Below are 19,802 nucleotides of genomic sequence, written 5' to 3' on the forward strand. Positions count from 1 at the left end.
CGTCCTGAACGACAGGCAGGCGATGCGCTACGGCATCGGTGTCGGCCGCGAAGGTTTCACATGGTCCGGTGAGCAGACCGTGGCCCGCAAGGCGGAATGGCCGGATTGGCATCCGCCTGCGGAGATGGTCTCGCGTCAGCCTTATCTGCCGCGGTTCATGGCGGGGGGGCCCGGCAACCCGCTCGGCGCGCGCGCGATGTATCTCGGCGAGACCGAATATAGAATTCACGGCACCAACAAGCCGGATACGATCGGCAAGCGGGTTTCGTCCGGCTGTATCCGGCTAACCAACGAGGATGTCGCGGACCTCTATGAACGGGTGAAAGTCGGAGCCAAGGTGATCGTGCTTCCCACGACCGTTGCCCGTCGACCGTCGCAGGGAGTGCCGCCCGACGCCGCTTTCCGATTGCCGGACCCGGCATTGCCATCGAATCGGCCCTCGGCAACCAGCGCGCAGATGCTTTCATCTGGACCGAAGATCGCCGAGGTCCAGTAACTCAGGGCTGGATGGCGGATTAGCGCAGCGTAATCTACCATCGAACCTTCGCGCCTTGGTGGGTTACGCTGCGCTAACCTGCACTACGGGCTACCGACGTTGCCGACGCCGAAATGTAACCTGGCGACGCCCCCTATTCACTTCCGCATCAAAGCCGGCGGTCGTCCAGGCCTTGCTTTGGGTGTGGGTGGTCTTGTTGGGATCTTCATTACTCCACCATGCATCGTAATCATGAGCCGACTTTGGTAGGGTTTGCCCTATCAGTTCCTCTATTTCCTCGAAGGACAGGACAAGCGAACTCTCCCCAACTGAGACCAACCGCATTCTTATTGGGTCGTAGATGGACATGTCTCTACCTCGCTCATCGGTTCGAATGTCGAGCGGCTTTTGCCCTCGGTAACTATGGGCACAGCCAGCTAAAGTTGACAATTAAGACCCGTAGAACGGATTAGCGAAGGGTAATCCGCCATCCAACCGCATCGGCGGGTTACGTTGCGCTAACCCGCCCTGCGGGCCGCACCTTTACTACCGGGCGTTGCATGATACGTTGGTTTATTCCGCTATTGGAGCGCGCCCATGGCCAAGCCGGAAGAGCCCTATCAGGAAATTATCGTCGAGACCTACTATGAAAGCGGTTCGGGCCTCCACGGCGACATTCACGTTCGCTGCATAGAGGGCCAAGCATTTCCGCAACATTTGCGGGTGCGCTTTCCCCGCGCTGTGCGTCATGCACACAAGGTGCCGACGCGTTTTCGCGTTGCGGGCAAACTTTCCGACAGGGAGGGTGGCAATGAGTTCATCCACACCAACCATGCTTGGGGCTATCACATAGTGAAGTAAAGAAGCCCGCGCGGGGTGGGCATGCATCATCAACATCTCGCGGGTCGCAATCTCTCAACAGCGCGGTAGGGTAGATTAGCGAAGCGTGATCCGCCGTTCAAGCTTCGTTCATCGGCGGGTTACGCTGCGCTAACCCGCCTACGGGCCTGCCCAGGTAATGCGACCGAATAATTCAACGACACAGACTTCAAAAAGGGGATCCTGCATGCCACCTTCGAATAAGGGAACAATTTTTGAAGATTCCTATGCCGACCTGAGCGAGGGTCCGAAGATTTCGATCATGCGGCTCCGGCAGTTGTCGCGCATCTTGCAGGAAGATGACGAGTCAACGTTATGGCCACTAGCCCTCATTAACACGGCGACTTGTGTCGAATGGTTTGCTCGAACCGTCCTGAAGCATTTCATCGACTATTCGGCAGATCGCATCAATCCGGACGCTCGCGTCCTGCGTGACCTCAAAATAAACTACGCGCTCATTCTTCAAGCGAATGTCCATCGATTCTCGATAGGGGATATCGTCGCAACCAGTCGAAATTTTTCGTCATTCGACGACATTGACTCGACTTTGGAGGACTTAGTCAAGGAAACCCGCCCTTCCCTACTCGCTCGCATTCGAAAGTCATGGGCGGATTTGATGAAGGAAGCATTGCAACGGCGATCCGTTTCCAAGAAAGAGATTGCCAGAGAACTCAACACGATGTTCCAAAAGCGAAATGAACTGGTTCACGGCACACCGCGACATCTTTCGTATGAAGACCAGCTAGAAACTCTTCTCTCAAAACGAGAGCTTCTCAGATTTATTCATTGTGCGCTCGAATACATGAAAGATGTCGAAGCGAGTTTACGAAAATTCATCCCAGAGTTAAGCGCTCGGTCGACCCGAGACAATAACCACAATCAATATACCAGACTCGCAAACAGTGATCGAGCGATCGAGAGATTAGAGAAAGCAATCGAACATCGTATAACTGACGATGGCGACCATCTTTCCGATTTTCGCAAAGCTCAGCGCGCTTGGCGCCTCTGGCGAGGTCGAGAAAGTGCTTTTCAAACCGCCGAGTGGGGTCACGGCTCTGGTCGGGGAGCCGTCTTGATGGGCTATGAAACGTCCTTCAATATGGAAAGACTGCGAAGTCTTGAAGCGTATTTGCGGCAGTTGGACCGGTTTGAGACAGCACGCTCAAGTTTCGGAATACAACCAGACAAGTAGTATCCTGGAGATGCCGATTCGTTACAATGAGCGCCCTACTAAGCTGTACGTCGTCAGGTTCGTGCATCATCTCGATCTGGTCCTCTCTCACTTTGTCGCTGGGACGGACGCCGCCTCACTTCGATTGTTCATAAATGGTTGCGATTTGTTCTAGACCGCTACGCGGGGATGACAGTGGAAGGCGTGTGCAAACTAACACAAAAGCGGGGTCAGTTTGTTGACGCCCATCTCATTCCAAAGGCTTTGACCCGCCCAGAAGGGAAGGGGCTACCATTCGTTCAGGCAGGAGGGGGCTTGCCGCCTTCACGTCGCTGGAGCAGTTGGTACGACAAACGGTTAGTAATTGCCGAAGGTGAGAGCGTTCTATCCCGGCACGACAATTGGGCCATTCCAGAATTACGAAAGCATAAACTTGTGTGGAGCGGTTGGGGGCCAATGCAGTCCCTAGTTGGAAACCATGACCTATTCGATGGCACTGGCGTAGGTGTGAGGTCTATAACTGGAATCGATGGGAATAAACTTCGCCTGTTTTTTCTCAGTTTACTCTGGAGGGCAGCTGTTACCTCACGTCCCGAGTTCGATGAAATCTCGCTTCCCCAAAATTCTGTTGAGCGTTTGCGGTGCATGCTTCTTGCAGATGATCCCGGCATGCCAAATTTCTATCCGATACAACTTGTCCAGCTTTCAACTCTTGGCGTGATTCACAATCTGCCACCCATAGCGTCAAGCAAAGTTATTCCAGCCTCCGACGATCGTGGAGACCAAACCGTTCCCTTTTTTCGCTTCTATTTTGATGGACTAATCGCTCATATTCACATTGCCGAAGAAGACAGCGACGCGCCCCATCTCGGACCGTGGGTGGTAGGCGGCGAACCCTCAGTATCCATCTGTACGGTAACCTATGAAATTTCTTTCCAGCGGAGAAATCTGGAGTATTTTGTAGATGAAGCTCTTATGAAGTGGCCTGAGTTGATGAGAAAACTCTAGGTCGTGGGATGGGTATCGCTTTCGCTCCATCTATCCTACGCACTCGTCAACAGCCTCGTATTCAGAAAATGTTAAAGATTTCCGATCCGTTCCTATGCGCGTGTGGGTGCTCGACTGTTGTTCACTATCGCCGCTGCGAAATGAAACGTCATCTCGATGTGCGCGCGTTGATACAAAACCCGGTGCGACCGGGCTCCCGTGTGAAATGTCTCCAGAACTATGGCCTTCCCGCAGTTCAATCTCGGCATCACCTTTTTTGCAGAATTACCACAAAAAACAACCACGTCTAGTTGGTGAAAAGCGTTGATGAACGCCTGCGTATGCGAGATGCAGGACAGAATTTCAGAGGTCGTGGGATTTAGTCTGCCTGCCGGAAGGCAAAACGGGAACACGTTCCAAAGAGCTGTTTGCTTTCGATCTAGCCCTGCTTCGCTACAGGCCCCTAAAAAATTCTTCGCTGTATCGTCGCAATTGTCTCGCGATACATAGCCATTTATTGCTTGTGGCCCGGGCGTCTCCAGAAAGAATAGTGCGCGCGCATCGGTCCCACCATCGTTCGGATCAATATCGGGGACGTCGCGAACCGGCGACCGCATATCATCAATTAACTGCGTGAGCTGCCGCACATGCGATTCACAGCGTCTTGAAAGCCGATCATCCATAAATGGATGGTACCTCAAGTTGGGGGCCTCTTTCATCTCCAAATCGACGTTCGATGCCGCGTATTGGCACTTAGCGACATGGCACATGGATCGCGGGATACCGGCTTTCAGGGGCAGGGCCGACATAACAAGGCGCTCGCGCGCATTGTCGGGAGGTCTCATTGCAAAAAGCGCGAATCAATTCCTTTGCGCGTCAAGCAACGACCTCCCGTTACCTCGGCGCGCGCTTCGCCAATATCCGCTGCAACGTCCGCCGATGCATATTCAACCTTCGCGCGGTCTCCGAAACATTCCGGTTGCACATCTCGTAGATGCGCTGGATGTGTTCCCAGCGCACGCGATCGGCCGACATCGGGTTGTGCGGCAGTTCGGATTTCTCGGTGCCGCTCGCCAGCAGCGCGGCGACGACGTCGTCGGCGTCGGCGGGTTTCGACAGATAATCCACCGCGCCCATCTTCACCGCGGTGACGGCGGTGGCGATGTTGCCGTAGCCGGTCAGCACGATGGCGCGGGCGTCGGGGCGCTTGCGCTTCAGCGCCGACACCACGTCGAGGCCGTTGCCGTCGCCGAGCCGCAGGTCCACCACCGCGAAGGCGGGGGCGGCCTTGCCGATCTGCGCGAGACCCTCGGCCACGCTGTCGCAGGAGGTGACGGTGAAGCCGCGGGTTTCCATCGCGCGCGACAGCCGCTCCAGGAACGGCTTGTCGTCTTCCACGATCAGGAGCGAGCGGTCGGCCTGGTCAGTCAGTTCGGGCGTGGCGTTCAAGGTGCTGATATCCCCAATGTGGCGAACATTACCATCATATGGCGCGGCGACCCAGCGCTGCCAAGGCCGCCTCGGATCGATTTAACAGGCCATCCCGTTGTTGCGGTGCGGCCCTAAGTCGCTGGTTCATCTGATATTTCGTCTGACAGCCCGTCTTGTAGTTCGTCTGATAGTTGGTCCTGGGTCTGCTCGAAACGGCTGCGCGGCCAGGCGATCTGGACCACCGCGCCATGATCCGGAAAGGTCCGGTTGCGGAACGAGACTTTGGCGCCGGTGCGTTCCAGCAGCGTGCGGGCGATGAAGACGCCGAGCCCGAGGCCGCGGCGCCCGGCCTGGGGATCTTCGGTGCCGCGCCGGCGCGACAGATAGGGCTCGCCGATCCGCTTCAGGATCTCCGGCGCGAACCCCGGGCCGTCGTCGGAAATCACGATCTCGACCGTCTCGCTGTTCCACCACGCGTTCACCTCCACGGTGTTGCGCGCGAAATCGACGGCGTTTTCCAGGATGTTGCCGACACCGTAGAGGATGGCCGGGTTGCGGGTGCCGACCGGCTCGCGGGCGCCCGCCACCGCGATCCGGACCTTGATCGCGACGCCGAAATCGCGATGCGGCGCCACCACCTCCTCGATCAGCGTCGACAGCGGCATGCGGTCGAACGGCGCGCCTGTTGACGACAGCTGCGTGATCTTGCCGAGGATATCGCGGCAGCGCTGGGTCTGTTCGCGCAGGGTTTTGAGGTCGGAGGCGATCGGACTGTCGGCGGCAGCGCCCTTCTCCAGCTCGCGCGAGATCAGGAAGATGGTCGCCAGCGGCGTGCCGAGCTCGTGCGCGGCGGCGGCAGCCAGGCCGTCAAGCTGGGTCAGATGCTGCTCCCGCGTCAGCACCAGTTCGGTGGCGGCCAGCGCGTCGGAAAGTTTTCGCGTGTCCTCGGTGACCTGGATCGCATACAGGCTGGTGACGCCGATCGCGAGCAGGATCGAGAGCCAGACCCCGAACAGATAGATCTGCGGCAGCTCCATGGGCTCCTCGCCCTCCCACGGCAGCGGCAAGTGGAAGAACACCAGCGCCGAGGCGCAGGCCACCGCGAGGGCGCCGAGCGCAATCGTCAGCCGGATCGGCAGCGCCGTCGCCGAGATCAGCACCGGGGCCAGGAACAGGAACGAAAACGGGTTCTGCAGGCCGCCGGTCAGAAACAGCAGCGCCGCCAGTTCCACGATGTTGAGCGCCAGCAAAGCAGCCGCATAGACCGGTTGCAGCCGCTGCATCGGGTTGAAGGCGATCTGCAGCACCAGATTGAGCAGCGCGGACAGGCCGACCACGGTGAGGCAGGGAATCACGGGTAAGTCGAATTCGAGCCCCTGCGCCACGATGAAAATGGCGGCGAGCTGGCCGAGCACGGCGAGCCAGCGCAGCCGCAGGATGGTGTCCAGACGGACATAGTCGCGCGGATGGCGAAAATCGGAGGCTGCGACGTCGTTCATCCCAGGACCTTAGCCGCGCCAGGGGCCGACCACAAATTGCCAGGGAGTCCAACGGGTTCCTTTGTTTGCATGGGCTCGTTTTCGACCTTTTTGGTTCGGGGGGCCTTTCGGCTGTCTTGCGCTGGCCACGGCGATGGCCCAATGAACGGCCCGCATGGTCAATAACGGCTCCCTCACGCCCCCATTGCCAGTCGCCGGTTCCGGCATGTCCGCGGCGATCGACGTCGCGCATCTGATAAAACTCTACAAGACCACCCGCGCCGTCGACGACGTCTCGTTTGCCATTGCGCGCGGCAGCATTACCGGGCTGCTCGGCGGCAACGGCGCCGGCAAGACCACCACCATCGCCATGATCATGGGGCTGGTGCTGCCCACTTCAGGAAAGATCCAGGTGCTGGGCTGTGCGATGCCCGAGCAGAGCGCCGAGGTGCTGGGGCGGATGAATTTCGAAAGCCCCTATGTCGACATGCCGATGCGGCTCACGGTGCGGCAGAATCTCACCATCTTCGGCCGGCTCTATGCCGTCGGGAATTTGCGCCAGCGCATCGATGAGCTCGCCGCCGATCTCGATCTCGGCGATTTCCTCGACCGCGCCAACGGCAAGCTCTCGGCCGGCCAGAAGACCCGCGTGGCGCTGGCGAAGGCGCTGATCAACCAGCCCGAGCTGTTGCTGCTGGACGAGCCGACCGCGTCGCTCGATCCCGATACCGCCGACTGGATCCGGCAGCATCTGTTGACCTACCGCAAGACCCATGGCGCGACCATCCTGCTGGCCTCGCACAACATGCTGGAAGTCGAACGCCTGTGCGACCGCGTCATCATCATGAAGGCCGGCCGCATCGAGGACGACGACAGCCCCGACAACATCATGACCCGCTACAACCGGACGACGCTGGAGGAAGTGTTTCTCGACGTCGCGCGCGGCCGCCAGCAGGAGGGCGCATCGTGAGCATGCTGGTGCTGCCAGGAGGCATCGCGCCGCATCGCATCTACGCGATGATCCTGCGCTACTGGTATTTGTTGCTGTCGTCGTGGCCGCGGCTGCTGGAACTGATCTATTGGCCCGCGCTGCAGATCATCACCTGGGGGTTTCTGCAGAACTACATCTCGCAGAATGCCGGGTTTTTCGCCCAGGCCGGCGGCACCCTGATCGGCGCGGTGATCCTGTGGGACATCCTGTTTCGAGGCCAGCTCGGCTTTTCGATCTCCTTTCTGGAGGAGATGTGGGCGCGCAATCTCGGCAACCTGATGATGAGCCCCTTGAAGCCGATCGAGTTTCTGCTGGCGCTGATGGCCATGAGTCTCATTCGCCTGGCGATCGGCGTCATTCCGATGACGCTGCTGGCGATGATCTTCTTCGACTTCAACCTGCTCGGCTTCGGCCTGCCGCTGATCGCGTTCTTCTGCAATCTGATCTTCACCAGCTGGTCGCTCGGGATCTTCGTGTCCGGGCTGGTGCTGCGCAACGGCCTCGGCGCCGAGAGCATCGTCTGGACGCTGATGTTCGGGGTGATGCCGCTGGCCTGCGTCTATTACCCGGTATCGGTGCTGCCGCACTGGCTGCAATACATCGCCTGGGCGCTGCCCCCTACCTATGTGTTCGAGGGCATGCGGGCGCTGATGATCGACAAGGTGTTTCGCGCCGACCTGATGTTTCAGGCGCTGGCGATCAACGCGGTGCTGCTTATCGCGTCATTTGCGGGATTTCTTGCCCTTTTGCGCAGCGCCCGGCGCCACGGCTCGCTGATCCAGAGCGGCGAATAAGTTCGGTTATCCCAAGGAATCCCGGGCAATTCGGGGACCTTTAGACTTTTTGGCAGGTAGATATACCGATCCGTGCATTGACGCTTAATTACGCATTCGGCAGTATGCTGCGATGCAAAATGAGATTTGAGGACAAAATGCCGATTGGTGAGTTTGGCGCGCCGCCGCCCCTGGTGGCCGAAGGCAGTCCGGCGCTGACGACGCCGATGTACTGGATGTACGAAATGGGACAGGCCTCGCTCAACCCGGCGCGCGCCGTGACCGACGCCACCAAGATCCTGTTTCAGAATCCGCTCAATCCGTGGTCGCACACCGAACTCGGCAAATCCATCGCCGCCGGCTGCGAACTGTTCGAACGCACCACGCGCCGTTACGGCAAGCCGGAATGGGGCCTCAACGACACCGAGGTCAACGGCGTCCGCACCCCGATTGAAATCAGCGTCGTGTGGGAAAAGCCGTTCTGCCGGCTGTTGTATTTCGACCGCAAGCTGACCAGGCCGCTGCGCGCGCCGGCGCCGCGGGTGCTGATCGTGGCACCGATGTCCGGTCATTACGCCACGCTGCTGCGCGGCACGGTCGAGGCTTTCCTGCCGACCCATGACGTCTACATCACCGACTGGGCCGATGCGCGGATGGTGCCGCTGACCGAGGGACGTTTCGATCTCGACGACTACGTCGATTACGTCATCGAGATGCTGCAGACGCTCGGCAACAACATGCATGTGATCGCGGTGTGCCAGCCCTCGGTGCCGGTGGTGGCAGCGGTTTCCGTGATGGAGGCCGAGCGCGACCCCTTCGTTCCCGTCTCGATGACGCTGATGGGCGGCCCGATCGATACCCGCCGCAACCCGACCGCCGTCAATAATCTGGCGGCGGAGAAGGGCATCGACTGGTTCCGCAGCCACGTCATCACCAAGGTGCCGTTTCCGCATCCCGGCGTGATGCGCGACGTCTATCCGGGCTTCCTGCAGCTCTCGGGCTTCATCAGCATGAATTTCGATCGCCACAAGGATGCCCACAAGGCGCTGTTCAACAACCTGGTGAAGGGCGACGGCGATCTGGTCGACAAGCACCGCGAGTTCTATGACGAGTATCTCGCGGTCATGGACCTCTCGGCGGAATATTATCTGCAAACCGTCGATACCGTGTTCGTCAAGCATGCGCTGCCCAAGGGTGAAATGACCCATCGCGGCAAGCTGGTCGACCCGTCGAAGATCTCGCGCGTGGCGCTGATGACGGTCGAAGGCGAGAACGACGACATTTCGGGGCTCGGACAGACCGAAGCGACGCACGCGCTGTGCAGTTCGATTCCAGACCATCGCCGGGTGCATTACGTGCAAAAGGGCGTCGGCCATTACGGCGTCTTCAACGGCTCGCGCTTCAAATCTGAAATCGTGCCACGCATTTCCGATTTCATGCTGTCGGCGGCGAACAGGAAGCCTGCATTGGTTGCCGCGGCGGAATAGACCTCGATCGAACCGCGACAAAGCGAGTTCGCGGTTCACATGGTGGTTGCGGCGTTGATTCGGCGCAATCGTTAACCCTCTGAATTGATGCAAGGAAATCCGGATTCGCAGCTTCCTGAAAGAATGAGTTCGATTTCATTCTTTCAGGGCCGTGGCCAGCCCCGGTTCCGCCCAAAAATTTGAGTTCCAGGCCCATCCTATGGGGTCGGAATGGCGATCTGCCCCTGTATATTGGGCAAATGATTTGTTTTTGCGCCGAGCGATTTCACTGGCGGCGGATATGGCAGAATCCGGGCGAACTCTTGCTCCCCGGACTTGCAGATATGGCTACTCGCGCGCTCCTTTATCGGCGGCCTGCCGAACCCTCTCGACTCCTCGTCAAGCACGGCTCGCAAATCTATTCGATTAGGTTGCGCCGGCACCGCCGCGCGCGGCGTTATACCCTGCGTATTCATCCCAGCGACCGTGAAGCGATCCTCACCATGCCGCCGCGTGGCACCATCGCCGACGCCAAGGATTTTGCACAGCGTCATGGCGGCTGGATTGCCGCGCGTCTCGGCCGGTTGCCGAAGGCAGCACCCTTTCTTCCGGGTACCGTGGTGCCGCTGCGTGGCGTCGCGCACAAGATCGTGCATCGCGCAGGCATCCGCGGCACCGTGTGGACCGAAATCCGCGACAGCGGCGAGCGAATCATCTGCGTCGCCGGCGGGGCCGAGCATATCGAGCGGCGGGTCCACGATTATCTCAAGCGCGAAGTGCGCAACGATCTGCAGAAGGCCGCGCAGGCCTATGCCGAAGTTTATGGCGTCAAGGTCAAGCGGCTGTCGATCCGCGACCAGTCGAGCCGCTGGGGTTCCTGCACCTCGGCCGGCTCACTGTCGTTCTCGTGGCGCCTGATCCTCGCGCCGCCTTACGTGCTCGATTATCTCGCCGCCCACGAAGTGGCGCATCTGGTCGAGATGAATCATTCGGCGCGGTTCTGGCGGGTGGTTGCGCGGGAATGCGGCCATGTCGAGCGCGCCAAGACCTGGCTCGACACCCACGGCAACGACCTGCACCGCTACGGGATTCAGGAGTAGCGAAGAAGATCGTGACCGCCGCGCTTGTCTCCTGAAGCCGCAACGTGCGACGTTGCGGCAAAGCAGGAGCATTCCGTGTCCATCCCAACCTCGAACCGCACATTCCACTTCATCTCCGGCCTGCCGCGTGCGGGTTCGACGCTGCTGTCAGCGATCCTGCGGCAGAATCCACGATTTCACGCGGGCATGTCGAGCCCGGTCTCCACGCTGTTCGACGGCGTGATCGGCCAGGTGTCGGCCGGGACGGAACTTACGCCGCCGATCTGACCGGCATCCATGCGACGTTCAACGGTCTCTCGGTCAACGATCCCGCCGGAACCATCATTCCCGCCTATACGGTCAACGGCTTTACGAGGCCTGCGCTGTTGCTCGATCTCGCCGGTCGTCTCATCGCCGACAATGCCGGGGCGCAGTTCATGGCGGACTACGGAACGAAGGCTCTTTATCTCGGCCTGCCGGCGTCGACTCCATTTCCGCCTGTCATCGATACCCATGCGGACTTCCATCTGACCTAGCGTCCGAACAGCCGGTCCACCAGCCAGCCGTCCAGACCCGCCGCCGCTTCCGGCCGCGCCGAGGGGTTGGATGCGCGTGTCGGCGGCGGCGGACGATAGGCGTTGCCCGACGCGATTGGCGCCAGCGGAACCGGTGCCTGGGATTGTGCCTGGGTTGGCGCCGCCGGGGGCGCGCTGACTTGCGATGCCGACTGAATGAGGTTGGTCAGGAAGCCACCCTGGCGCGCGTTCGGCAGAGCAGCCACCGGCACGCCCTGATGGGCCGTGCGCATGAAGCGGGTCCAGACCTCGACCGGCAATCCGCCGCCGGTGGCCTTCCTGGTCGGCGAGTTGTCGTCATTGCCGAGCCAGACGCCGGTGACGAGATTGGCGGTGTAGCCGATGAACCAGGCGTCGCGGAAATCCTGGCTGGTGCCGGTCTTGCCGGCGGCCGTCCAGCCCGGGATTTCCGCCTTGCGCGCGGTGCCCGAGAGCAGGGTTTCCCGCATCATGCTGTTCATCATGGCGACATGGCGCGGATCGATCACCTGGCCGAGTTGGTCGGTGGGGCGGACATACAGCACCTTGCCCTCGGAGGTGCGGATCCTGGTCACGACATGCGGGGTCGACCCCCGTCCGCCATTGGCGAACGGCGCATAGGCGCCGACCAGTTCGTTGAGCGAGACTTCCGAGGTGCCGAGCGCGATCGAGGCATTGGCTTCGAGTTTCGAGGAAATGCCGAGCCGGTGCGCGGTGCGCACCACATTCTTGGCGCCGACTTCCAGGCCGAGCCGCACCGCCACCGTGTTGAGCGACATCGCCAGTGCCTGCGTCAGCGTCACCGCGCCGAAATATTCGTGGGTATAGTTCTCGGGCTTCCAGCCCTTGACGTCGAGCGGGGCATCCTGCCGGGTCGTCTCCGGCGTCAATCCGGCTTCGATCGCCGTCAGATAGACGAACGGCTTGAATGCCGAGCCCGGCTGGCGCTTCGCGGTGACCGCGCGGTTGAACTGGCTCTCGGCGTAATTGCGGCCGCCGACCATGGCGCGCACCGCGCCATCGGGCGTCATCGCCACCAGCGCGCCCTGGGTGACATTGAATTTGACGCTCTTTGCCGCGAGTTCGTCGATGATGGCGGCTTCAGCCACGCTTTGCAGCTTCGGGTCGATGGAGGTTTCGACCACGATGTTCTGGTCGACCTGGCCGATCAGGTCGTCGAGCACTTCGCCGATCCAGTCCGCCACATAATTGATGGTGCCGGCGCCCGCCGCCTTCACATTGTAGGAGGGTTGCCCGATCGAGGCCTTCGCCTGCGCATCGGTAATGAAATTGGCGTCGGCCATTGCGGTAAGCACGGTCTGGGCGCGTTTCTCGGCGCCTTCCGGGTTGCGGTTCGGCGCGAGGCGGGAGGGCGACTTGACCAGGCCCGCCAGCATCGCGGCCTCGGCAATCGTGACGTTCTTCGCCGGCTTGCCGAAATAGCGTTGGGCCGCGGCCTCCACGCCATAGGCGCCGGAGCCGAAATAGACCCTGTTGAGATAGAGCTCGAGAATCTCGGTTTTGGAATGCTTGCGCTCCAACCACAGCGCCAGTTCGACTTCCTGCAGTTTACGCATGAACGTGCGCTCCTGGGTCAGGAACAGGTTCTTGGCGAGTTGCTGGGTCAGCGTCGAGCCGCCCTGCGAGACGCCGCGATGCAGGATGTTGGCCACGGCCGCGCGTGCGATGCCGACCGGATCGATCCCGTAATGCGAGTAGAACCGGCGATCCTCGATGGCGATGAATGCTTTCGGCAGATGGGGTGGCAGATCCTTCAGCGAAACATTGGCGCCGGCCATTTCGCCGCGGGTCGCCAGCACGCTGCCGTCGAAGCCTGTAATCTGGATCGTCGGCGGCCGTTTCGGGATTTCAAGCGACTGGATCGCCGGCAGATGCGCGCCGACCCAGATCAAGACGCCGACGGCTGCGATCACGGCCCAGAGGCCGAGCACCGCGCCCCAATAGACCAGGCGGCCGAGGCCGCTGCGGGCGCGGGTCCTGGACTTGCGCTTGCCGTTCGCCGCCTTCGCGCGCGGCTTGCGTTCGCGCGGCGCATCGTCGCCGGAATCGCTGGCCTTGCGCTTTGCGGAGGGTTTCTTCTTCGGCTCGTCGCCGCCGCTGGCGACGCGGTCCTGCGGGCCGAGGCGCAGCTCGCTCAGCGATGCGGCGAGCCCGAATTGCGGCTCCTTGCGTCCGCCGCTCTTTTTCCGTCCCCACGCCATACGCCAACGCCGCCCACACCGGTCCTGCCGCACGCTAGCGGGCGGGATTTAAGGGCCGGTTAGCGAGAGGTTAACGCGCAATTAGGAGGTGCGGCGGCGCGTGCTAAAAGCCGGGCAAAGCCAAATGAGACAAAGGGGAATTGCATGGGCCATATCGATCCGACCAGGGAAGTATTCGCGCAATTTCGGGCCAATGACCGGCCCGGCCCGATCCACATGCTGAATCTGGTCAGGCTGCGCGCGCAGGCCGCCTATCCCGACGGCCGCCAGGCCTCCGGCGCGGAAGCCTACGCGGCCTATGGCCGGGAAAGCGGGCCGGTGTTCGAGCGGCTGGGCGGTCGGATCGTGTGGCAGGGCCGCTTCGAACTGATGCTGATCGGACCCCAGGAGGAGCGCTGGGATCATTGCTTCATCGCCGAATACCCCAGCGTCGCCGCGTTCGCGGAGATGATTCGCGACCCGGTCTACCGCGAGGCGGTGAAACACCGGCAGGCGGCGGTCGAGGATTCGCGGCTGATCCGGCACGCGGTGTTGCCGATCGGAAAGAATTTCGGTGAAATTCCGGAATAGATCGGCGAATCGTAGGACCTGATCACGGAAGGCAGTTGGTGGGCACGGCGCGAAGACGTGCCTTTGCCCACCCCACAAAAAATCGGCGGCCTCGCGAAAGGCCGCCGATCGCCTGTCGAGGACAGGAAAGACTAGCCCGCGGGGCCGGTGTCTTCGAGGATCGGGCCGAACAGCTCCCAACGCTCGCCGTTGAACTTCATCATCTGCAACTGCTTGTTGACCCGGTAATCGGTCGGCGATGTGTTGACGACGATGCCCGGCAGCGACAGGTCGAGCTGCACGTTCTTCAGGCTGGTGGCCTGCTTCATGACGTTCTCACGGGTCAGGTTGTCGCCACACGCCTTCAGCACGTGGATCAGCAATTGCGTGGTCGAGTAGCCGTACGAGTTGAAGCTCGAATCCTTGTCGCCATCGGGATAGTATTTCGCCATGAACTCGAAATACTTCTTCATGCCGGCGTCATCTTTCCAGGTCGGATCGAGCGGATCCTTGCCGTAGTTGACGCTGATCACGCCCTTGGAGGCCTCCAGCCCTGCCGGTTTCATCACGGCGCCGACCGAGGTGGCGTTGATGTCGAGGATATGCACCGGCTTCCAGTTGAGCTCGGCGAGCTTCTTGATGGTCTGCGCCGCCTGCTTCGGCGTCGAGGCGCTGAAGAACAGGTCCGTGCCGGCGTCCTTGATCTTGAGGATTTGCGAATCGACGGTCGGATCGGAGACTTCGTAGGAGGCTTCCGCGACCACCATCTTCGCCGCCTTGTCGCCGAGGCCGGCCTTGATGCCGTTCACGTAGTCTTTGCCGAGGTCGTCGTTCTGATAGAGGATACCGACCTTGGCATTCGGATAGTTCTTGATGATGTACTGGCCGTAGATGCGGCCTTCGACGAAATAGTTGGGGTTGAAGCCCATCGTCCACGGGAAGTTCTTCGGGTCGGTGAATTTCGACGCGCCGGTGGCGGCGAACAGCTGCGGCACTTTCTTTGCGTTCAGATATTTCTGCACGGCGGCGTTCGACGGCGTGCCGAGCAGCTGGAACGTGAGCAATACCTCGTCGCTCTCGACCAGCTTGCGCACCTGCTCGACCGCCTTGGGCGGTGAGTAGGCGTCGTCATACTGGATCAGGTTGATCTTGCGGCCGTTGACGCCACCCTGGTCGTTGATCATCTTGATATAGGCGGCCTGGGTCTTGCCGATCGTGGCATAGGCGGAAGCCGGGCCGCTGAATGGATTGGTCTGGCCGATCTTGATCCCGGTATCGGTCGCGCCGGTGTCATATTTCTTCTGCGCCGATGCCGGCGATGCCGACAGCGCGATGGCAACTGCCGTCCCGGTGACGAACTGAAAAATACCGTTCCTCATATCGTTGCTTTCCTCATCTGCTTATTGTGCCGTTGGTCTTGTCCGCTGTGGCGGACGCCAACGCTGGCAAGATACTGAATGAACGGTTGTGGCATGGCAATACGATGCCGGCCGGAACGGTGATCGAATTTACGCCAGCCAGAGCAGGACCAATGCGATCGCGGCGGGCGCCGCCTGCACATACAGGATCCGGCGGCTGACGGTGGCGGCGCCGTAGACGCCGGCCACGATCACGCAGAGCAGAAAGAACGCCTTGATCTGGAATCCGAACGCCGGCGCGCTGTGCCACAGCCCCCAAACGAGGCCGGCGGCAAGGAATCCATTATACAAGCCCTGGTTGGCGGCCAGCACCGCGGTTTCAGCGGCTTTCTCGGGCGAGTTGCGAAAGGTCTTCAGGCCCAGCGGCTTCTGCCAGAGGAACATCTCCAGCACCAGAAAATAGACATGCAGGACGGCGACCAGCGCCACCAGCAGATTGGCGATCCAGATCATGTGCGTTCCCCCAAGATACGATCGAGACACGACAGCCGGATTTCAGGTGGACGCTAGCACGGTTCCCGTGAAGAGTGCGATGGGCCCGGTGCGGCTCGACGCGGGGACGACGCGTTGTGAGGTCAGTGCGCGTAACCAACGCTCTACGCCGCGGGCTGCGCCACGCTCTCTTCGTTCGCGAGCAGATGGATCAGCGCGCTCTTGATCGCGGCTTGCCGCGTCGGCGCGTTGATCTGGGCGCCGAGCAGGTCGGTGACGTAGAACACGTCGCGGGCGCGCTCGCCGAAGGTCGCGACATGCGCCGAGGCGATGTTGAGGTTGAGTTTCGAGATCGCCGTGGTCAGCTGATACAACAGGCCCGGCCGGTCGAGGCCGGACACCTCGATCACGGTGTAGCGGTCCGACCATTGATTGTTTATGGTGACTTCCGGCTCCACCACGAAGGGGCGCGTCTTGCGTCCGGCGGCGCGGCGCGCCACCACTTCGGGCAGCCGCAACTTGCCTTCCAGCACGTCCTCGATCATTTCGCCGATCCGGGTTGCGCGGCGTCCCTCGTCCTCGTCGCGGTCGTATTCCCTCGATATCGCGATGGTGTCGAGCGCGCGGCCGTCGGTGGTGGTGTAGATCTGGGCATCGACGATATTGGCGCCCGCCGAGGCGCAGGCGCCGGCGATGATCGACAGCAGCCAGGGATGGTCGGCGGCGAAGATGGTCAGTTCGGTGACGCCGCGCGCCTCGTCGAAGCCGACATTGATCGCGAGCTTGTGTTCGGCCTGTTCGCTGGCCTTCAGGAAGCGGGCATGGCGGATCTTGCGCGCCAGTTCGACCTTGAGCCAGTAGGCCGGATAGTGCCGGCCGATATAGGCGTTGAGCTCGGCTTCCGGCCATTCGGTGAAGGCGGCGCGGAATTCCGATTGCGCCACCGCGATGCGCTGCGCGCGGTTCACTTCCGAGAAGCCGCCGGTCAGCACCGGTTCGGTTTCGTAATACAGCGTGCGCAACAGCTGCGCCTTCCAGCCGTTCCAGACCCCGGGCCCGACGCCGCGGATGTCGGCGGTGGTCAGGATGGTCAAGAGCTTCATCTGCTCGACCGACTGCACCACGGCGGCGAAATTCTCGATGGTCTTGCGGTCGGAGAGGTCGCGCGACTGCGCCACCGTGGACATCGTCAGATGCTGCTCGATCAGCCAGGCGATCAGTTCGGTGTCGGCGGCGCTGAAGCCGAGCCGCGGGCACAGCCGCCGCGCCACCTTGGCGCCGGCGATCGAGTGGTCCTCGGGCCGGCCCTTGGCGATGTCGTGCAGCAGCGTCGTGATGTAGATCACCGCGCGGTGCTCGGGCTGGATCTTGCGCATCAGGTCGCTGGCGACGGTGAACTCGTCGTTGCCGCCGCGCTCGATGTCCTGCAGGTAGCCGACGCAGCGCAACAGGTGCTCGTCGACCGTGTAGTGGTGATACATGTTGAACTGCATCATCGACACGATCTTGCCGAAGGCGCGGATGAAATGACCGAGCACGCCGGTCTCGTTCATGCGCCGCAGCACGATCTCCGCGTCGTTCGACGTCAGGATCTCCATGAACAGCCGGTTGGCTTCGGGATTTTCGCGCAGCTGGGTGTTGATCAGCTTCAGCGACCGCGTCACCGTGCGCATCGCGTCCGGGTGGAAGGCGAGATTGTTCTTCTGCGCCAGCCGGAAGATCCGGATCAGGTTGACGGGGTCGTGCTTGAAGATGTCGGGTGCCGCGAGATTGATGCGGTTGTGGTCGATGATGAAGTCGTCGCTGTCGGGAACCCGGCGCCGATTGTTTGAAGGCCTCAAGCGCGCCATCATCCGGCTCAGCACCGGCGCCGGCTTGGCCTGCTGGTCTTCCAGCTTGGCGCACAGGATCGCGGTGAGGTCGCCGACGTCCTTGGCGACCAGGAAATAGTGCTTCATGAAGCGTTCGACGTCCTGCATGCCGGGATGCGAGGTATAGCCGAGCCGGATCGCGATCTCGCGCTGCATGTCGAACGACAGCCGTTCTTCGGCACGGCCCGAGAAGAAATGGATGTTGCAGCGGACCGACCACAGGAAATCGGCGCAGCGCCGGAAGGTGCGGTATTCCTGCGCGTCGAACACGCCGTGTTCCAGCAGCTCGTCGGTCTCGCGCACGCGGTAGACGTATTTCGCGATCCAGAACAGCGTGTGCAGGTCGCGCAGGCCGCCCTTGCCGTCCTTGACGTTGGGCTCGACCAGATAGCGCGACTGCCCGGCGCGGCGGTGCCGCTCCTCGCGCTCGGCAAGCTTGGCGGTGACGAATTCGGCCGCGGTGCCCTGCACGACTTCCTTGTCGAAGCGTTCGACCAACTCGTCATAGAGCGGCTGGTCGCCGGTCAGGAAGCGGGTCTCGAGGATCGCGGTGCGGATCGTCATGTCGCCGCGCGCCTGGCGGATCGATTCATCGACCGAGCGGGTGGCGTGGCCGACCTTCAGCCCCATGTCCCACAGGCAATACAGGATCGCCTCGGCGACCTGCTCGCCCCAGGCGGTCTGCTTGTAGGGCAGGATGAACAACAGATCGATATCGGATTCCGGCGCCATCAGGCCGCGGCCATAGCCGCCGGTGGCGACCACCGCCATGCGCTCGGCGCCGGAGGGAACCGGCGAGCGGTAGAGATGGCGGGTGGCGGCGGAATACAGGATGCGGATGATCTCGTCCTGCACGAAGCACAGCCGTTCGGCGCAGCGCCGCCCGTGCCGGTCCTTCAGCAGCACGGCCTGCGCCACCGCGCGGGCCTCGATCATTTCCGCTTTCAGCAGTTGCGCCATGGCGGAGCGAAAAACATCCTCGCGGCCGGCATGTTTGGCGGCGAGTTCGTCCACCGCCGCTGTGATCCGCGGGGTATCAAAACGGTCGTCGATGTCGGGGCGGGGCTGGGTCACGAGATTGTCCATATCCTAACCCGATATCGGACCGCGCCGAACCTGTCACGGGAGATTCCCGCCCGATAACAGCAGGTCCATGCCGCGTTCCCCCAGCCTTGAATGAATCGGCTCTCGTCGCAACGCGCCATGGGTATGTATTTTTGCCTTGACGTCTCAATTAACTCATTGAAACAAAATGTATTTTCGATAGCCTGGCGAACTGCCGCGCTGGCGGGAAGAGTGACATCCGTTCGCTGACCCGGTACATCCAGTTCGCGATAATCCCCGGGAGAGAAAAAATGGACGCCGCCGAACTCCGCGCCACCCAGGCCCCGATCAAGGAACGCTACAAGTCCGATCCCAAGACCGCGATGATCAAGCTGACCGCCAGGGGCTCGATCGAGAACGAAGGTATCGCCTGCAAGGTCGAGACCGGCCGCGCGCTGGCGATTGCCGGCCTGCACCCGGGAACCGGCGGCTCCGGGCTCGAACTGTGCTCCGGCGACATGCTGCTGGAAGCCCTGGTCGCCTGCGCCGGCGTGACCTTGAAGTCGGTGGCGACCGCCATCGAGGTGCCGCTGAGAAAGGGCGACGTTACCGCTGAGGGCGATCTCGATTTCCGCGGCACGCTCGGCATCGACAAGGAAACGCCGGTCGGTTTCGCCGAAATCCGGCTCAAGTTCGAGGTCGACACCGATGCGCCGCAGGACAAGCTCGATCTCTTGCTGAAACTCACCGAGCGCTATTGCGTGGTCTACCAGACCATCAAGAACGGCCCGAAGGTTTCGGTGTCGATGCAAAGGGTGTGATCGCTTGTCGTCCCTGCGAACCAGGCTGTGTGAGAAGTCGCGGTTTTTTTGGATTAGGACACGGCGGCGTTTACGGAGGGCACAAGAATCTTCGTCAGGCGGTAGAGGGCTCCAGCGCTTCCAGCAGCGCCGGTACTCCGAGGATGCTGATCACCCGTTTG

Annotated in this window: 19 protein-coding genes; 12 read left to right on the forward strand and 7 right to left on the reverse strand. The window is 61.4% G+C overall.

The window, feature by feature from the left end:
- The 4 genes from Q7U29_RS10535 to Q7U29_RS10550 form a co-directional block, all read left to right on the forward strand.
- Positions 1–496: L,D-transpeptidase (locus Q7U29_RS10535; RefSeq protein ID WP_304741109.1), on the forward strand; the 496-nt coding region annotated here is incomplete at its 5' end.
- Between the two features lie 576 nt (positions 497–1,072).
- On the forward strand, positions 1,073–1,336 hold the full coding sequence (locus Q7U29_RS10540) for a hypothetical protein (RefSeq protein WP_304741111.1): 264 nt from the start codon (positions 1,073–1,075) through the stop codon (positions 1,334–1,336).
- A 205-nt stretch (positions 1,337–1,541) separates the two neighbouring features.
- Positions 1,542–2,546, forward strand: coding sequence for a HEPN domain-containing protein (locus tag Q7U29_RS10545; protein ID WP_304741113.1), 1,005 nt, complete (start codon positions 1,542–1,544; stop codon positions 2,544–2,546).
- Between the two features lie 294 nt (positions 2,547–2,840).
- On the forward strand, positions 2,841–3,533 hold the full coding sequence (locus tag Q7U29_RS10550) for a hypothetical protein (protein WP_304741115.1): 693 nt from the start codon (positions 2,841–2,843) through the stop codon (positions 3,531–3,533).
- Between the two features lie 92 nt (positions 3,534–3,625).
- Here Q7U29_RS10550 and Q7U29_RS27705 read toward each other — a convergent pair whose 3' ends face one another.
- The 3 genes from Q7U29_RS27705 to Q7U29_RS10560 form a co-directional block, all read right to left on the reverse strand.
- Positions 3,626–4,357 (reverse strand): uracil-DNA glycosylase family protein, encoded by a 732-nt coding sequence (locus Q7U29_RS27705; protein ID WP_370691730.1) that lies wholly within the window; start codon positions 4,355–4,357, stop codon positions 3,626–3,628.
- 49 nt (positions 4,358–4,406) lie between these two features.
- Entirely contained in the window at positions 4,407–4,961 is a 555-nt protein-coding gene (locus Q7U29_RS10555) for an ActR/PrrA/RegA family redox response regulator transcription factor (RefSeq protein WP_304741117.1), read from the reverse strand.
- A 113-nt stretch (positions 4,962–5,074) separates the two neighbouring features.
- Positions 5,075–6,442, reverse strand: coding sequence for an ActS/PrrB/RegB family redox-sensitive histidine kinase (locus Q7U29_RS10560; protein WP_304741119.1), 1,368 nt, complete (start codon positions 6,440–6,442; stop codon positions 5,075–5,077).
- 154 nt (positions 6,443–6,596) lie between these two features.
- On the opposite strand from Q7U29_RS10560, the gene Q7U29_RS10565 reads away from it, so the two are divergent.
- From Q7U29_RS10565 to Q7U29_RS10590, 6 genes are all read left to right on the forward strand, one after another.
- Entirely contained in the window at positions 6,597–7,391 is a 795-nt protein-coding gene (locus Q7U29_RS10565; RefSeq protein WP_304741121.1) for an ABC transporter ATP-binding protein, read from the forward strand.
- Positions 7,392–7,393: 2 nt separating this feature from the next.
- A complete protein-coding gene (locus Q7U29_RS10570; protein ID WP_304741138.1) occupies positions 7,394–8,206 on the forward strand; it encodes an ABC transporter permease in 813 nt (270 codons plus the stop codon).
- Positions 8,207–8,343: 137 nt separating this feature from the next.
- On the forward strand, positions 8,344–9,672 hold the full coding sequence (locus Q7U29_RS10575; RefSeq protein ID WP_304741123.1) for a polyhydroxyalkanoate depolymerase: 1,329 nt from the start codon (positions 8,344–8,346) through the stop codon (positions 9,670–9,672).
- 239 nt (positions 9,673–9,911) lie between these two features.
- Positions 9,912–10,751 carry a M48 family metallopeptidase gene (locus Q7U29_RS10580; RefSeq protein WP_304741124.1) on the forward strand — a complete coding sequence of 280 codons (840 nt, stop codon included), beginning with the start codon at positions 9,912–9,914 and terminating at the stop codon, positions 10,749–10,751.
- A 75-nt stretch (positions 10,752–10,826) separates the two neighbouring features.
- Positions 10,827–11,018: a hypothetical protein gene (locus Q7U29_RS10585; protein ID WP_304741126.1), complete on the forward strand. Its 192-nt coding sequence runs from the start codon at positions 10,827–10,829 to the stop codon at positions 11,016–11,018.
- Positions 11,019–11,116: 98 nt separating this feature from the next.
- The gene (locus tag Q7U29_RS10590; RefSeq protein ID WP_304741128.1) at positions 11,117–11,266 is read left to right on the forward strand and encodes a hypothetical protein; all 150 of its coding nucleotides are present in this window, start codon (positions 11,117–11,119) and stop codon (positions 11,264–11,266) included.
- On the opposite strand, the gene Q7U29_RS10595 is transcribed toward Q7U29_RS10590, so the two are convergent.
- Positions 11,263–13,506, reverse strand: a complete 2,244-nt coding sequence (locus Q7U29_RS10595; protein WP_304741129.1) for a PBP1A family penicillin-binding protein — start codon at positions 13,504–13,506, stop codon at positions 11,263–11,265. The genes Q7U29_RS10590 and Q7U29_RS10595 overlap by 4 nt on opposite strands.
- Positions 13,507–13,650: 144 nt before the next feature.
- On the opposite strand from Q7U29_RS10595, the gene Q7U29_RS10600 reads away from it, so the two are divergent.
- Positions 13,651–14,076 carry a DUF1330 domain-containing protein gene (locus Q7U29_RS10600; protein ID WP_304741130.1) on the forward strand — a complete coding sequence of 142 codons (426 nt, stop codon included), beginning with the start codon at positions 13,651–13,653 and terminating at the stop codon, positions 14,074–14,076.
- A gap of 131 nt (positions 14,077–14,207) precedes the next feature.
- Here the strand turns inward: Q7U29_RS10600 and Q7U29_RS10605 are convergent, their stop codons facing one another.
- The 3 genes from Q7U29_RS10605 to Q7U29_RS10615 form a co-directional block, all read right to left on the reverse strand.
- Positions 14,208–15,434, reverse strand: a complete 1,227-nt coding sequence (locus tag Q7U29_RS10605; RefSeq protein ID WP_304741131.1) for an ABC transporter substrate-binding protein — start codon at positions 15,432–15,434, stop codon at positions 14,208–14,210.
- A gap of 129 nt (positions 15,435–15,563) precedes the next feature.
- Positions 15,564–15,926, reverse strand: a complete 363-nt coding sequence (locus Q7U29_RS10610) for a DUF1304 domain-containing protein (RefSeq protein ID WP_304741132.1) — start codon at positions 15,924–15,926, stop codon at positions 15,564–15,566.
- Between the two features lie 143 nt (positions 15,927–16,069).
- The gene (locus Q7U29_RS10615; protein WP_304741134.1) at positions 16,070–18,862 is read right to left on the reverse strand and encodes a [protein-PII] uridylyltransferase; all 2,793 of its coding nucleotides are present in this window, start codon (positions 18,860–18,862) and stop codon (positions 16,070–16,072) included.
- A gap of 269 nt (positions 18,863–19,131) precedes the next feature.
- Between Q7U29_RS10615 and Q7U29_RS10620 the strand changes: the two genes are divergently transcribed.
- Positions 19,132–19,641 carry an OsmC family protein gene (locus Q7U29_RS10620; RefSeq protein ID WP_304741136.1) on the forward strand — a complete coding sequence of 170 codons (510 nt, stop codon included), beginning with the start codon at positions 19,132–19,134 and terminating at the stop codon, positions 19,639–19,641.
- Positions 19,642–19,802: the final 161 nt, after the last annotated feature.

The sequence above is a fragment of the Bradyrhizobium sp. genome (assembly GCF_030654605.1).
Classification (GTDB): Bacteria; Pseudomonadota; Alphaproteobacteria; order Rhizobiales; family Xanthobacteraceae; genus Bradyrhizobium.

Coding starts and splice junctions, on each gene's coding strand:
- Q7U29_RS10540 (WP_304741111.1), top strand. CDS start 1,073: ATGGCCAAGCCGGAAGAGCCCTATCAGGAAATTATCGTCGAGACCTAC.
- Q7U29_RS10545 (WP_304741113.1), top strand. CDS start 1,542: ATGCCACCTTCGAATAAGGGAACAATTTTTGAAGATTCCTATGCCGAC.
- Q7U29_RS27705 (WP_370691730.1), bottom strand. CDS start 4,357: ATGAGACCTCCCGACAATGCGCGCGAGCGCCTTGTTATGTCGGCCCTG.
- Q7U29_RS10560 (WP_304741119.1), bottom strand. CDS start 6,442: ATGAACGACGTCGCAGCCTCCGATTTTCGCCATCCGCGCGACTATGTC.
- Q7U29_RS10565 (WP_304741121.1), top strand. CDS start 6,597: ATGGTCAATAACGGCTCCCTCACGCCCCCATTGCCAGTCGCCGGTTCC.
- Q7U29_RS10570 (WP_304741138.1), top strand. CDS start 7,394: ATGCTGGTGCTGCCAGGAGGCATCGCGCCGCATCGCATCTACGCGATG.
- Q7U29_RS10575 (WP_304741123.1), top strand. CDS start 8,344: ATGCCGATTGGTGAGTTTGGCGCGCCGCCGCCCCTGGTGGCCGAAGGC.
- Q7U29_RS10580 (WP_304741124.1), top strand. CDS start 9,912: ATGATTTGTTTTTGCGCCGAGCGATTTCACTGGCGGCGGATATGGCAG.
- Q7U29_RS10595 (WP_304741129.1), bottom strand. CDS start 13,506: ATGGCGTGGGGACGGAAAAAGAGCGGCGGACGCAAGGAGCCGCAATTC.
- Q7U29_RS10600 (WP_304741130.1), top strand. CDS start 13,651: ATGGGCCATATCGATCCGACCAGGGAAGTATTCGCGCAATTTCGGGCC.
- Q7U29_RS10605 (WP_304741131.1), bottom strand. CDS start 15,434: ATGAGGAACGGTATTTTTCAGTTCGTCACCGGGACGGCAGTTGCCATC.
- Q7U29_RS10610 (WP_304741132.1), bottom strand. CDS start 15,926: ATGATCTGGATCGCCAATCTGCTGGTGGCGCTGGTCGCCGTCCTGCAT.
- Q7U29_RS10615 (WP_304741134.1), bottom strand. CDS start 18,862: ATGGACAATCTCGTGACCCAGCCCCGCCCCGACATCGACGACCGTTTT.
- Q7U29_RS10620 (WP_304741136.1), top strand. CDS start 19,132: ATGGACGCCGCCGAACTCCGCGCCACCCAGGCCCCGATCAAGGAACGC.